A 13,825-nucleotide genomic window follows, 5' to 3' on the forward strand; every position below is an offset into this window, starting at 1 on the left:
GTTACGCGCCGGGGACGAGCGGGCCGAACAGCTCGGTGTCCATGCGGTCGAGTGCCAGCTTCACGGCGCCGATCAGCGCGGCGTCGCGGCCCAGGCTGGTGGCACGCAGCTCGATCGCGGGGGTACGGGCCACGCGCATCGCCTCACGGACGCGGGGCAGCAGCACGTCGGCCGCGTCCTCCAGACCGCCGCCGAGCACGATGAGCGAGGGCGCGATCGTCCAGGAGAGGGTGGTGAGGATCGAGGTGATGTTCTCGACGAACTCGTCGACCTCGGCGAGCGCTTCCGCGTCCCCCGTGCGGGCCGCGTCGAAGCGGTCCAGTGCGACCCGGCGTTGATCCGCTTCGGGTGAGGTGAGCCAGGCGACCGGGCGGTTCTCGACCGAGCCGACCGGTATCGAGTGCGCCTCGATGATCTCGCCCGCGGCCCCGTCCAGGCCCCGGTGCACGGCGCCCCGGATGAGGATGCCGAGGCCGGTCCGGTTGCCGAGGACCGCCCAGACGACGTTGTCGTGGTCACCGGCCACGCCGCGCCAACGCTCCGCCAGCGCACCGAGGTTGGTGTCGTTGTCGGCGAACCAGGGCATCCGGACACGCCGCCCGAGCTCCTCCGGCAGACGCACGCCCTCCCACCGTGTGGTGTGCACCAGGCGTCGTACGACACCTTCGTCGTCGATCGCGCCACCGGCCGCGACCGCACCGGCGCGCAGCCGGTCGGGCGAGCCGCCCGCGTCGTCGAGTGCCTCCCGTACGAGGGCCGCCGCGTCGTCGAGCGTGGACTGCGGATCCTGGTAGGCGCGCAACGGGCGGTGCGCCCGGCCGAGGATACGGCCGCGGACATCGGCCACTACCGCGGACACGTCCAGGGTGCTGACGCGTACCGCCGCCAACAAGGCGTGTTCCGCGCGGAGTTGATACCGGCGGGCGGGGCGGCCGGCGCAGCCGCTGGTCGGCACGCGGTCGAGCTCGGTCACCCAGCCGGCCTCGATGAGCGAATCGAGGATCAGCTCGTTGGTACGGCGGGAGAGTCCGGCCTGCTCGGCGAGCTCGGTCAGTGTCGTCGGTCCGGCGGACACCGCCAACGCGCGCAGGATGACCGACGTGTTGACGCGGCGGACGGCGCTCTGGTTCATGCCGTTGGTCGCGGTCTTCAGCCGGCTCACCTCATTCCCGTTCCGGCGATGCCCTGCACGAAGTACCGCTGCAGGAACAGGAAGAGCACGAGCACCGGCAGCATGACGACGACGGCACCGGCGAGCATCAGGCCGTAGTCGGTCACGTGCGCCGCCGCCTGGCTGGTGGCCGCGAGGCCCACCGGCAGCGTGTAACTGGAGGTGCTCTGGGCGACGATGAGCGGCCAGATGAAGTAGTTCCACGAGTTGAGGAACGACATGATCGTGATCGTCGCGACCGCCGGGCCGGCCAGCGGGAGGAAGATCCGGAAGAAGATGCGGAACTCGCCGGCCCCGTCGATGCGGGCAGCCTCCAGCAACTCGTCGGGGATCGACGACGCGTACTGCCGCATGATGAAGACCGACATCGGCATCGCCAGGCTGGGCAGCGCGATACCGGCGAGGGTGTCCGCCAGGCCCATGTCGACGGTCAGCACGAACTGCGGGACGAACACCGCGGTGAACGGCACCATCATCGCGGCCATGACCGCGCCGAACGCGAGCCGCCTGCCCGCGAATTCGAGTTTCGCGAGCGCGTAGCCGGCGGCTGACGCCGCCACGATGTTGCCGACCACCACCATCGCCGCGACCACGATGCTGTTGACCATGAACCGGCCGAAGCCCTGGGTCCTGAACAGCCGGGTGAAGTTGTCGAGGGTGACGTGGTGGGGGAGGAGGGAACCGGGGTCGGAGCGGATCTCGTCGAGGCTGCGCAGCGAGCCGCTGATCCCCCAGAGGAACGGGAGGAGGGTGAGCAGCGCGCACAGGACGAGTGCGGCGTAGAGCAGCGGCCGGGCAACGGGCCGCGTCCGTACGGCACGTCGGGCAGTCGTGGTGCGCGTGTTCATGTCGGTGTTCTCCGACGCGGTGACGGCGGTCATGCGCGGGGCCTCAGCAATCGGAACTGGACGATGCTCACCAGGGCCACGAGCACCAGGGTCACGAAGGAGGCGGCCGAGGACACCCCGAACTCGCCGACCCCGAACTGGTGGTAGGTGTACAGCGCCACGGACTCGGTGGAGCCGAGCGGGCCGCCGTTGGTGAGCAGGTAGGGCTCGTCGAAGACCTGGAGGTAGAAGACGGTCAGCAGCACCGACACCATGAGGGTGGTGGGCAGCAGCAGGGGAACGGTGATGTGCCTCAACTGCCGCCACTTTCCTGCCCCGTCGAGGGCGGCGGCCTCGTAGACGTCCCGCGGGATGGACTGGAGTCCGGCGAGGAAGAGGATCATCGCGGTGCCGAAGTTGCGCCAGACGCCGAGCAGGATGACCACGGGCATGGCGAGATGCTGGTCGTCCAGCCAGTTCGGTCCGGCGAAACCGACCGCGCCGAGGACCTTGTTGACGGTGCCGCTCGGGTTGAAGGCGTACTGCCAGATCAGGGCGGCCGCGACAACGTTGGTGACGACCGGTGCGAAGAACACGGTGCGGAAGAGACCGCGCAGCCGCTGGATCCCGGAGTTCAGCGCGATGGCCAGCGCGAATCCGACGCCCATGGTGAGCGGCACACCGACGGCCACGAAGACGGCGGTGTTCAGGATGTCCCGCAGGAAGGTCTGGTCCTGGAACAGCCGGAGATAGTTCTCCAGACCGGTGAAGTTGACCGCGAAGGGATGCCGCAGATCCGCGCCGTGCAGGTCGGTGAGGCTGAAGCCGAGCGCGGCCACGGTCGGGATCGCCGTGTAGAGCAGGAACACGACGATGAACGGGGTCAGGAACAGCCAGGCGACAGCCGTTCGCCGCACGCTCCGGTGGCGACGGCGCGCGGGGGCCGTCTCCGGAAGGCCGCGCGGGCCTGTGCGCGGCGCCCGGGGGGTGAGGGTGGTGGTCATCGGCGGCTCACTTCGTGCTCGTGCCGACGCTCTCGGCGTACGCCTGGATGTTCGCGGCGGCCTTCGCCGCGGTCTCCTTGCCCTTGGCCACGGCCTCCATCTCCTTGCCCAGCCGGGTAGCGACCTGCTGCCAGGTGCTCACCTGCGGGAAGGCCCGCGCCTTCTTCAGCTGTGTGAAGAAGGCGTCGAGGAGCGGCTGCCCCTTGATGGCCGGGTCGTCCCAGGCCGACACGGCCGCAGGCAGTGAGCTGTACGCCTTGAACTGCGCGACCTGGGTGCTCGGTTGCGAGACGTAGCGGATGAACTTCCACGACGCGTCCGCGTTGCCGCCGGTCGCGAGCACACCCCAACTGCCCCCGCCGGAGAAGGAGGCGCTGCCGGCGGCGCCGGCCGGCAGCGGCGCGGTGGCGACGTGGGACGCCGTCCAGCCGGTCTTCTTCGCGGCGGTGTCGAGCTGGCCGACGACCCAGGGGCCGGTGATCATGCAGGCGGTCTTGCCGGAGACGAAGTACGGCTGGGAGTCGAGGAAGGTGGGGGTGGCGGTGTCGGCGGAACCCGAGGCGAAGAACGACGCGTTGTACTTGATCGCGTCGACCATCGCCGGCGTGTCGAGCGTCCACTTGCCGTCGGCGGACAGCAGGGAGCCGCCGGCCTGCCACGCGTACATCGCGGCGTCCTGGCCGTTGAAGATGTCCCAGCCGTTGTCGGCCCCGAGCCCGTGCACGGCTCCGGCGCCCTGCAGCGCCTTGAAGAACGGCACCATCTCGGCCCACGTGGTCGGCGCCTTGACGCCCGCCTTCTTGGCGAGGTCGGCGCGGTAGACGAGGGCGTACGTGTACGCGTACCAGGGCACCGTGTAGGCGACGTCCTTGGCCACACCGGCGTCCCACAGGCTCGTGAAGAAGCTGCCGGAGTCGACGAGCCCGGCCGGCACGGGCCGCAGGATCGAGGGATCGAGGAACTGCGCCTGCGACTCGGGGAAGAACTGGGCCACGTCCGGGCCCTTGCCCGCCGCGATCGCCGCCTGGAGCTTCGTGTAGTACTCGGAGTTCGGTATCAGCGTGAACTTCAAGGTGACGTCCGGGTTCGCGGACTTGAACGGCTTGATCACCTTGTCGAGCACGCTGGCGTCGTCCTGGGTGGCCCAGACATTGACGGTGCCGGTCGCCGGGGCGGTGCCGACCGGCTTGGCGGCGGCCTTCGAGGCGGTGGTCTCGTCGCCGCGCCCGCAGCCGGTCAGGGCGAGGGTGCCGAGGAGAGCTGTGCCGGCGGTCAGTCTGAGGACGCCGCGACGGGAGGGGTTGGACACTCGGTGGCTCCTGTCTCATGACATCGCTGAGGACAGTGATGTTTTTTCGTGAGAAAGCACCTCTTGCGGTTTGACAGACCCAATGGGTGCGATGACGCCTATGCGACTGGCAGTAACGCTAAGAAGTACCTATTTCGGCGGCGTGGCGGACCCGTCACGAATAATTTCGGAACTTGTAGCGAAATCGGGTGCCGGTTCCGCCGCCTCGGCCCACGGGGCATGTCCCCGTTCGGATACCGCAGGGCATGGTCTACCGGCTGGAACGTCGCTTGGCGTGGCGAGGCATCAGGAGCGTGACGCAGGTTCCCCCACCTGGGGCGGAACCAACACTGAGGTGTCCGTTCAACAGGTGGCCGCGTTCACGCATGGCCGACAGCCCGGTGCCTGTGGAGACCACAGTGGGGAGCGCGGATCGGTCGGCCGAGGCGGACGGCTGCTGGTCCATCCCGCGGCCGTTGTCCCTGACCGCCACGGTGAACGCCTGGTCGTCGCTGTCCAGTTCCACGAGAAGCCGGTCTGCCTGAGCGTGCTTGACCGCGTTGTTCACCGCTTCCTGCACGATGCGATAGACGTGGGCCTGGGCCTCCGGCGACAGTTCGGCCTCCAACCCGTGCCACTCCGCTCCGACGCGCAGCTCGATGTTCAGCCCGAAGGTGTCCTCGGTGCGCCGGCAGAGCGTCTCAAGAGCGGGCGCGAGTCCGAGCTGATCGAGGGCGAAAGGCCGCATTTCCACGATCAGGTGCCGCAAGGACGTGATCTGATTCGCGATCAGGCTTCGCGCCTGGTCGATGGCCTCGTTCATGGCATCGAGCCGGCCCGTGCCGGCGGCGCTGGACAGGACGAGCTGAACGGCGACCAGTTCTTGAAGGGTCTCGTCGTGCAACTCACGGGCCCAGCGCCGACGTTCACGTTCTTCGCCGTCGCTGCGTGCCTGAGCCCGCTCCCGGGCGAGACTCCGACGGCGTGCCACCGCACTGCGGCCCAGCACGAAGGCGCAGCCGATCAGCAGCAGCGGCACGATGTTCAAGCCGTTGAAGAGCGGCTGGTCGGTCATACGAACCAGCTGTGACACGGAGAGTATGAGCGCGAGTCCGCACAGCGCCGCCAGCCATGCCCTCCGGACGGCGTTGCTCAGTGCCGCCGCGACGATGAGGACGACGGCGGCGCCGAGCGAGAAGCGCATCACCCAGCGAGGCTGCTGCTGCAGGACCTCGACCGCGAAGGCGACGACGAGCAGCGTGGCACCGGTGGCTTCCATGACGGGGCCGGCCTTGGCGCGCAGCGTGCCGTTCATCCCAGCAGCCCGCGCTCGCGAGCGGCGGCGATGAGTTCCGCCCGCGTCTCGGTCCCGAGCTTGTCCCGAACCCTGGCGCGATGGGTCTCCACCGTCCGGACGGAGACGAAGAGACGTCGCGCGACTTCCTGGTTGGTGTGGCCCAGGGCGAGCAGGGAGAGAACTTGCAGCTCGCGCGCCGTCAGAGAGGTGTCGCCATCGGCACCGGGAGCCCCGGCGCCCGCGACGGCCAGTCGGGCGCCCATGGCGGGTTGGAGATAGGTGCCCCCCTGTGCGACCTGGCGGGCCGCGCCGAGCAGTTCCTCCGCTGCCGCCTCCTTGAGCAAGTATCCGGCCGCTCCGATCCGCAGGGCCGCGCGGGCGAACGCGGGATCCTCCTGCATCGTGAGGATCAGAATGCGGGTGCCGGGTGACGCCGCGAGCAGGTCGGGGATCGACGGCAGGCTGGACCGGCCCGCCATGGTGAGGTCCAGGACCAGCACGGACGGTTGTTCTTCCGCCACGACCCGCACGGTCTCCGGGACCGTCGAACTCTCGGCGACGATCTCGAAGGACTCGTCCCGGGACAACAGTGCGCGCATGCCCGCACGGACCACCGGGTGATCGTCGGCGATCACCACACTGAGACGTGACACGGCCTGTACCCCCTGCTCAGCACGGTCGCCATTCATCGAAGCAAAGGTACTGGGTGCGGCCGGTCGGCCCCGGCCCCAGGGACCGGGGAAGCGATCGGGTGAACTCCGAACCGGCGGGCGCCCAAGCGGCCGGTGCGGGAAACCCGAAGGACGACTGCGGACGGACACTGAGGCCCCCTGGGCGTCGGAGCACCAGGATGACTGGTCAGAGACCTCGGCCAGGCGGAAGCGTCCGACCGACACGGACAGAACGGTGCACAGATGATCGACAGGCGTACCTTCGGCAAGGTCGTCGGCGCGGGCGCGGCGGGCACGGCTGCGGCATCGCTGATCGGCCTGAGCGGCCCCGCGGCGGCAGCGTCCTCGCCGCCCGGGCCGGGCGCAGAACGGGCTGCGACAGCGCCGACACCGGACACGGGCGAGGGGTCCTTCCCGGCGCTGAAGCAGGTCAGGGCCGGCGAACTCACCGTCGGCTACGCCGAGGCAGGTCCAGCCGACGGACCGGCCGTCATCCTCCTGCACGGGTGGCCGTACGACATCCACAGCTACGTGGACGTCGCACCCCTGCTGGCGGCCCAGGGCTACCGGGTCATCGTTCCCTACCTGCGCGGACACGGCACCACGACCTTCCTGTCGCCGACCACGTTCCGCAACGCGCAGCAGTCGGTGATCGCCTACGACATCATCGCTCTGATGGACGCCCTGAGGATCAAGAAGGCCGTGTTCGGGGGCTTCGACTGGGGCTCGCGAACCGCCGACATCATTGCCGCCCTCTGGCCGAAGCGGTGCAGGGCGCTGGTCTCCGTGACCGGTTACCTGATCACCAACCGGGAGAAGAACAAGCAGCCGCTGCCGCCCGCGGCCGAGTGGGCGTGGTGGTACCAGTACTACTTCGCGACCGAACGCGGCGCGCGGGGCTTCGAGCAGTACCGGCACGACTTCGCGAAGCTCGTCTGGCACAACGTCTCCCCGTCGTGGAACTTCGACGACGCGACCTTCGACCGTACGGCGGCGGCATTCGACAACGAGGACTACGTCCCCATCGTGATTCACAACTACCGCTGGCGACTGGGCCTGGCCCAGGGCGACCCCCGCTACGACGGGATCGAGGCACGTCTCGCGACAGCGCCCGACATCGCGGTGCCGACCGTCACTCTCGACGGGGAACTGGATCCCTTCACGCCGGCCGGCGACGGCACGGCGTACCGGGCCAAATTCACCGGCCCCTATGACCACAGGACGCTCAAGGGAATCGGCCACAACGTGCCACAGGAAGCACCCGAGGCCTTCGCCCGGGCCGTCCTCGACGCCGACCGACTCTGACAGGCCGCCCCAGCCGAGACGGCGCTGTGGCTGTTCGCAAATCTGGAGGATGACATGACACCTGAAAAGACAGGCTTCCCGGATGCCGCCGACACCGGGCGACGTCCCTGGTTCGGTAAGTTGCCGCAGCGCGTTCCCCCGGAGCAACTGGTGGAGACACGGCCCGCCACCGTGCCGGATCCCGCCAGGGACACCTACAGTTCCGACGATTGGCTCACCCGTACCTGTCTGTAGACGTGCCCCGGGCGGGATTCACCTGCCGCGCAGAGCCGATGTGGTCTTGCCGGTGCGTTCGCGGAGGAGCACCCGCAGAGTGTTGGGGTGTTCGTAGCCGACCTTCCGGGAGATGGCCTCAAGGGACAGACCGGTGGAGCGCAGCAGGTGCGAGGCGCGCTCGATTCGCAGGTCCTGCACGAACCGGATGGGAGACGTCCCGACGGTGCGCTGTACGGCGCGCTGCAGGGTCCGCTCGCTGACGCCGATGGCCTTGGCCGCCTCGGGGATGCTGATGGGATCGGTCAGATGCTCACGGACCCAGAGTTCGAAGGCCGTGACGGTGGGGTCGCTCTTGGCCAGGGCGCTGGGGATGGTGTACGCGGCCTGCGAGGGGCGTTCGTCGACCACGAGGTAGCGGGCGACGATGTCGGAGAGCGCGGGGCTGGCGGCCCGGACGATGGCCAGTGCGAGGTCGACATGGCCGAAGGCGGCACCGGCCGTGGTGATGCCGTCGCTGCCGATGACCATCCGGCTGTGATCCAGCTGGACTTTGGGATACCTGTCGCGGAACGCGGGCGACAGCCACCAGGTGGTCGTGGCACGCAGTCCGTCGAGCACGCCCGCCTCGGCCAGGAGAAAGGTGCCCGCGCACGCGGAGGCGATGGTCGTACCGCGGGCACGAGTGCGGGCGATCAGGTCGCGGACGGGCAGGGACTCGTCCCCGCCGACATGGTCGAGCAGCGCCGAAGGATCGCTCTCCGCCGGCGCCGGCACGACCAGCAGGTCCGCTGTCTCCGCGTGCGCGAGCGGGCTGGGCGTCACGGTGAGCCCGGCCCCGGTCCGCACGGACGGGGCGGCGCCGACCATGGTCACGTTCCAGGTCGGCGGGTGGGTGAGCTGCGTGCCCAGCGCGTTGGCGTTGCTCAGGACATCGAGGACCGCTGCGAGACCGGAGTCGAAGACCCCGTCATAGACGACGACTGCTACGCGCATGGCGGGGTCTTTTCTCCGTGAGTCAGACTGCGGGCCGGGCTTCGATGACGGCGAACGCCCCGGCGGTACTCACCTTCACCCGGCGCAGGCCGGCCGCGGTGAACAGGGCGTCGAATTCGGCGAGTTGACGCTCCCGGCCGCCTGTCATGCCGAGCATGTTCATATCCATCAGGGGAGCGAGCCCGGGCTGCCCGGTGTCTCCGACCAGATGGTCGACCACGGCGATACGGCCGCCGTCGGCAAGCGATGCCCGGCAGTTCCGAAGCAGGCGCACGCAGTTCGCGTCGTCCCAGTCGTGGAGGATGTATTTGAGTACGTAGAGGTCCGCGGCCGGAACGGAATCGAAGAAGTCGCCGCCGACGGCGGTGAAACGCCCCTCCAGTCCCTCGGCCCTGGCCGCTTCGGCGGCGGCGGAGACGATGTGGGGCAGGTCGAGGACCCCGCCGTCGAGTTCGGGGTTGGCCCGCATCATGGCCAGGACGACGTCACCGCCGGCTCCGCCGATGTCCAGGGCGAAAGCGACGCCCTTCGTGTCCAGCACCTCGGCGATGTCGAGGGCGGACGCGCGGGACAGGTTGCTCATCGACTCGGTGAAGGAGGACGCCTCCTCGAGGTGCTTGGCGAAGTAGTCGAAGATGTTCTCCTCCCCATGGGCCGCGGTCACTTGGTGGCGTCCCGTGCGGACGGCTTCGGGGAATCTGCCCCACGGCAGCCAATGGCCCGGCGCGGACTGGGAGATGGCGAAATGCCGTAGCGAGTGCGGGTCGTCGTGCCGCAGGGTGCTCAGCAGCGACGTGCCGGTGAAGTGCTGCCCGTCCTGCGTGGTCATCAGGCCCAGGGAGGCGCAGGTGCGCAGCAGGCGGCGGGTGGCGTCGGGATCGGTGGACTCCGCCCCGGCGATCGCCTCGCCGGTGTCGGCTCCGGCCGCGAGATGGTCCGCGAGGTTGTACAACGCCGCAGCCCGAACCGTCTGGGTGACCCAGAAGCCCGTGACCATGCCCATCATGCGCTCATAGTCCTGAGCCTCCGCCGAGCGGGCCGGCGACGGTTGTGCGCTGGTCAAATCAATCTCCTCTGGTGGGCGACGGCATGATGCCGCCGCGAGTGGGGGCCCGGCAGCGTCGGTTCGTGTCGGGCCCCGTGGTCTGCGATCCGGACATGGTCCGGTACGGCGGTTGACCGGTGTCGCGCACCGGACGGGCCGTTATTCCACGATGAGTTCGACCGGGATGTTGCCCCGGGTGGCCTTGGAGTACGGGCAGCCCGCGTGTGCCTGCTCGACCAGCTTGCGGCCGGTCTCGTTCCGCAGGGTTTCGGGCAGCTTCACGCGCAGCAGCGCGGTGATCGCGAAGCCGCCGTCCGTGTCGTCCTTGGCGAGACCGATCTCCGCGGTCACCGAGATGTCACCGGTGCGGATCTTGGCTTCCCGGCCGACCACGCCGAGGGTGCTGGTGAAGCAGGCCGCGTAGCCGGCCGCGAAGAGCTGTTCGGGATTGGTCCCCCGGCCGTCGCCGCCGAGAGCCGGCGGAAACGCGAGGCGGACATCGAGGTGTCCGTCGGCGCTGGTGGCGCGGCCGTCCCGGCCGTTGGCGGTGACGACCGCGGTGTAGACAGCGTTCATTTCTCTCAGTACTTCCCTCGGTTGTTCAAGTGCAGCCGTGCTCCGGTGCACGACGAACGTACGGTGACGGTCCGTCACCACATCAGGGGCAGAGGCGACACGGTTGATACCGTCTCCGCCGGAATTCCGTGATCGCCGGGAGCCGCAGAGCTCGGCCGGCCAGGTCATGGTGCGGTGCTTTCTCGTTGACCATGACGCTTGCCGCAGTGCGCTCGCCAGGACGGTCTTTCTCCCGTCTGATAGGTGCAGGCTTCCAATGCAGGTAGTGGCGGTGGACGGCTCCGCATCAGCCGGAACGGCCCTTTGACGTGGGGATCCCTGCCACCTACCGTCAATTAGGTGACCGGTCGACTAGTTCTGCTTGAGTCCAGCCCCTTCCCGTCGGGAGGGGGCTGCTCAACAGGCACTGGCCGACGGACACTTGGTCGCGGGCACGGTCCGTGACCCGGATCGGATTGCCGAGCCGCATCGGCCCCGTCGATGTGCTGATCAGCAACGCGGGTTACGGAGTGGAGGGCACCGTCGAGGAGTCCTCCATGGAGGATCTGCGGCGCCAGTTCGACGTCAATGTCTTCGGGACGGTGGCCGCCATCAAGGCGATCCTGTCCTCGATGCGACGCCGCCGCAGCGGACACACCGTCACGGTGTCCTCCATCGGCGACCCCGCCCGTGCCGCCAAGGCCCTGCTCGCCGTGCTGGACGCCGGCAACCCCCGGACCACCTGGTCCTGGGCGCTGACGCCCCGACCCAGATCGAACAGGGCCGGCAGACCTGAGCGACGACATCGCGGCCTGGGCCGACCTGAGTGCTTCCACCGGCTACCCCTGACCCACCCCACCCCACCCCACTCAGCCGCGCACCGCGCCGCGGCCGATACTCGGAGGCGCACAATGAGCGACACGCCCAGCACTGTCCCTACCGCCGTCGACTTCTGGTTCGACCCCGTCTGCCCATGGACCTGGCTGACCTCCCGTTGGATGTTCGAGGTGCGGAAGACCCGCCCGGTCGAGATCACCTGGCACGTCATGAGCCTGGCCGTCCTCAACGAGAGACGGCTGGACCAACTGCCGTCGGCCAACCGCGAGTTGATGGGTCAGGCCTGGGCGCCCGTCCGGGTGCTGATCGCCGCACAGGAGGCCTACGGCCCCGGCGTCCTGGAACCCCTCTACACCGCGCTCGGCACGCGCTACCACCCGCAGGGCCTTCCCAAGAACCGCGCCACCATCGAGGCCGCCCTGCGGGAGGCGGGACTGCCCGAGCACCTTGCCGAGGCCGGCGACACCGACACCTACGACTCGGTTCTGCGCCGCTCCCACCAGGAAGGCATCACTCTGGTCGGCCAGGAGGTCGGCAGTCCGATCATCGCCGTCCCCGCCCCCGAAGGCGACGACAAAATCGCCTTCTTCGGACCCGTCGTCACTCCCACACCCAGAGGCGAGCAGGCCGCCCGCCTGTGGGACGGCACCCTCGCGGTCGCCTCCACACCGGGCTTCTACGAGATCAAGCGGACCCGGACGGTCGGCCCGATCTTCGACTAGCGCCCTGCGCCGGAGCGGTGGACGTACAGGGCGACTCGCGTGACGGCAACGCTATTTCCTCTGTCGTTTCTGGCGCTGACGCGGTCACGGGAGGTGACCGTACGGTCGGTGCGTGAACATCACCCCAGGCTCAATGCCGGGCCGGCGCGGCATCCTTGGAGGCCTTGCGGCCGTTCCCGTTCTGTACGGTCTCGGCGGGGCGGCCTCTCCGGCGTCGGCCGCAACGGCAACGCGGCGAGACGGCGTCCCGGCGGTCACCGATGAACTGGTGAGCGGTCAGGAGCGGCGGTACAACGCTCCGCTGCTCACTCCGGGAACGCGTCTGGTGCTGCCCGCAGGCGTCGAGGCCGTTCCCGTCCAGGACTACTACAGCGGTCCGCATCTCGCGCCGGCCCGGTCGGCGTGGCCGTACATGACGGCGACCGACGGCACCACGGTCGACGCGTCGACCGTTCCCGAACGCGGCGCCCCCACCCGTGTCGCGATCCTGAGCGGCTTCACCGAGGGCTGGTACGAGCTCCTTCACGCGAACGGGCAGGCCGACCACGTGAGTTGGAATGCGGGGAAGCTGCCCTTCCTCTGGCTGTACGGCGAGTTCGGCGGCACGGACGAGGCTCCGTACCGCAACCGGTTCTACACGCTCGCGCTGCAGCCGTTCTCCCGTAATCCGTACTCCCGCACCACCCCGATCCGCTAGGAGCACCATGTCCCACCACTTCGACTACCCCGAAGACGAAACGCTGGACATCAGCGACGCCTACTGCTTCGCCGGGGCAGGCGACCGCCACGGCCCCCGCACGGTCTTCGGGATGAACACCTCGCCGACGTACGGGAAGCCCTGGAACCCCGCGGGCTACTACGAGCTCAGGATCGACACCAACGGGGACCACGTCGAGGACATCACGTTCCGCGCCACCTTCCCGATCGGCTCCGACGGCACGCAGTACGTCCAGGTGGAGCAGCTCACCGGTGCGGCGGCCACCGACCGCAGTGCTTCGGGCACGATCATCACGCCCGCCGACGCCCCCGTCGGGGAGGTCGTCGACTGCCGTCACGGCATCAAGCTCTTCGCCGGGCAACGCCGCGACCCGTTCTACAACTTCATCCCCTTCCCCGTCGCGACGACGAAGGCGCTGGCCACCGGCACGTTCCCCGACTTCGACGCGCTGCGTCCCGCCCACGACGATTTCGCCAACACCAGCGTCAGGTCCTTCGTGCTGGAGGTGCCTGTGGAGGTGACGGGCCGCGGCCGGCTCCACTACTGGGCGACGACCGCGTACTTCGACAAGGGCCACAACACCTGGGCCCAGCTCCAGCGCGCCGCCGAGCCGAACATGACCACCTTCTTCGACTTCGCGGCCGGCTCGGCACACGTCGACTACAACGCCTCCGTCCCCACGGACGACCTCAAGGGCAGGCCCGCCCACCCGGCAACCGCTCCCGCCTCGGGGATCTGGGGCCAGGTCAGGGACAACATCGCGGCGGTCGTCGAGGCCGGCGGAACGTACGGCCACGGCCCCCACCGCTTCCCCACCGCGCGGGCATACGGCGCCTGGGCGGCGGACGCACTCCTCCCGAACGTCCTCACGTTCACGCCCGGCACCGTCGCCGACTGGGACCCCTGGTGCGGCCTCCACAACGGCAAGGGCGTCAGGGAAGACATCGCGTCCAACATCATCAAGATGATCGTGAACCAGGACTTCTCCTCCGGCCTCAATCACAGCCCGCTCCTCGACCACTTCCCCTATCTCTCCAAGCCACCGGTCTCCTGACCCGCCGTCTGGAGACCCTGAACGTCGTGGCGAAGGGATTCACCAGGCACGGCGACCCGGTGCAGGTCGTAGGGGACATGCTGCTGGATCCAGGAGGCTCCCCTGAAGCCATGCAGGAAGAA

13 protein-coding genes and 1 pseudogene are annotated in these 13,825 nt (G+C 69.0%); 5 read left to right on the forward strand and 9 right to left on the reverse strand.

Annotated elements, in window-relative coordinates; genetic code table 11:
- Position 1: 1 nt before the first annotated feature.
- From OH768_RS52100 to OH768_RS52125, 6 genes are all read right to left on the reverse strand, one after another.
- Complete coding sequence (locus tag OH768_RS52100; protein ID WP_406465792.1) at positions 2-1,132, reverse strand: ROK family protein; 1,131 nt, start codon at positions 1,130-1,132, stop codon at positions 2-4.
- 26 nt (positions 1,133-1,158) lie between these two features.
- Positions 1,159-2,052 (reverse strand): carbohydrate ABC transporter permease, encoded by an 894-nt coding sequence (locus OH768_RS52105; protein ID WP_406464565.1) that lies wholly within the window; start codon positions 2,050-2,052, stop codon positions 1,159-1,161.
- A complete protein-coding gene (locus OH768_RS52110) occupies positions 2,049-3,002 on the reverse strand; it encodes a carbohydrate ABC transporter permease (protein ID WP_406464566.1) in 954 nt (317 codons plus the stop codon). The genes OH768_RS52105 and OH768_RS52110 overlap by 4 nt, the downstream gene beginning before the upstream one ends.
- 7 nt (positions 3,003-3,009) lie before the next feature.
- Complete coding sequence (locus OH768_RS52115) at positions 3,010-4,311, reverse strand: extracellular solute-binding protein (RefSeq protein WP_406464568.1); 1,302 nt, start codon at positions 4,309-4,311, stop codon at positions 3,010-3,012.
- A gap of 250 nt (positions 4,312-4,561) precedes the next feature.
- Positions 4,562-5,605: a sensor histidine kinase gene (locus OH768_RS52120; RefSeq protein ID WP_406464569.1), complete on the reverse strand. Its 1,044-nt coding sequence runs from the start codon at positions 5,603-5,605 to the stop codon at positions 4,562-4,564.
- The gene (locus tag OH768_RS52125) at positions 5,602-6,240 is read right to left on the reverse strand and encodes a response regulator (protein WP_406464570.1); all 639 of its coding nucleotides are present in this window, start codon (positions 6,238-6,240) and stop codon (positions 5,602-5,604) included. Before OH768_RS52125 ends, OH768_RS52120 begins: the two co-directional genes overlap by 4 nt.
- A 261-nt stretch (positions 6,241-6,501) precedes the next feature.
- On the opposite strand from OH768_RS52125, the gene OH768_RS52130 reads away from it, so the two are divergent.
- The gene (locus OH768_RS52130) at positions 6,502-7,563 is read left to right on the forward strand and encodes an alpha/beta fold hydrolase (RefSeq protein ID WP_406464571.1); all 1,062 of its coding nucleotides are present in this window, start codon (positions 6,502-6,504) and stop codon (positions 7,561-7,563) included.
- Positions 7,564-7,815: 252 nt separating this feature from the next.
- Here OH768_RS52130 and OH768_RS52135 read toward each other — a convergent pair whose 3' ends face one another.
- The 3 genes from OH768_RS52135 to OH768_RS52145 all read right to left on the reverse strand — a co-directional run bounded on the left by OH768_RS52135 (position 7,816) and on the right by OH768_RS52145 (position 10,393).
- Positions 7,816-8,772, reverse strand: a complete 957-nt coding sequence (locus OH768_RS52135) for a GlxA family transcriptional regulator (protein WP_406464573.1) — start codon at positions 8,770-8,772, stop codon at positions 7,816-7,818.
- Positions 8,773-8,794: 22 nt separating this feature from the next.
- A complete protein-coding gene (locus tag OH768_RS52140) occupies positions 8,795-9,835 on the reverse strand; it encodes a methyltransferase (RefSeq protein ID WP_406464574.1) in 1,041 nt (346 codons plus the stop codon).
- A 141-nt stretch (positions 9,836-9,976) separates the two neighbouring features.
- Positions 9,977-10,393, reverse strand: a complete 417-nt coding sequence (locus tag OH768_RS52145; RefSeq protein ID WP_406464575.1) for an organic hydroperoxide resistance protein — start codon at positions 10,391-10,393, stop codon at positions 9,977-9,979.
- A 440-nt stretch (positions 10,394-10,833) separates the two neighbouring features.
- Here OH768_RS52145 and OH768_RS52150 point away from each other — a divergent pair.
- The 4 genes and pseudogenes from OH768_RS52150 to OH768_RS52165 all read left to right on the forward strand — a co-directional run.
- Positions 10,834-11,043: pseudogene (locus OH768_RS52150) on the forward strand (SDR family NAD(P)-dependent oxidoreductase); the annotation flags it as partial.
- A gap of 240 nt (positions 11,044-11,283) precedes the next feature.
- Positions 11,284-11,931 carry a DsbA family protein gene (locus OH768_RS52155; RefSeq protein WP_406465793.1) on the forward strand — a complete coding sequence of 216 codons (648 nt, stop codon included), beginning with the start codon at positions 11,284-11,286 and terminating at the stop codon, positions 11,929-11,931.
- Between the two features lie 112 nt (positions 11,932-12,043).
- Positions 12,044-12,628: a hypothetical protein gene (locus OH768_RS52160; protein ID WP_406464577.1), complete on the forward strand. Its 585-nt coding sequence runs from the start codon at positions 12,044-12,046 to the stop codon at positions 12,626-12,628.
- Between the two features lie 7 nt (positions 12,629-12,635).
- Positions 12,636-13,703, forward strand: coding sequence for a hypothetical protein (locus OH768_RS52165; protein WP_406464578.1), 1,068 nt, complete (start codon positions 12,636-12,638; stop codon positions 13,701-13,703).
- Positions 13,704-13,825: the final 122 nt, after the last annotated feature.

Source organism: Streptomyces sp. NBC_01622, from assembly GCF_045209635.1.
Lineage (GTDB): Bacteria > Actinomycetota > Actinomycetes > Streptomycetales > Streptomycetaceae > Streptomyces.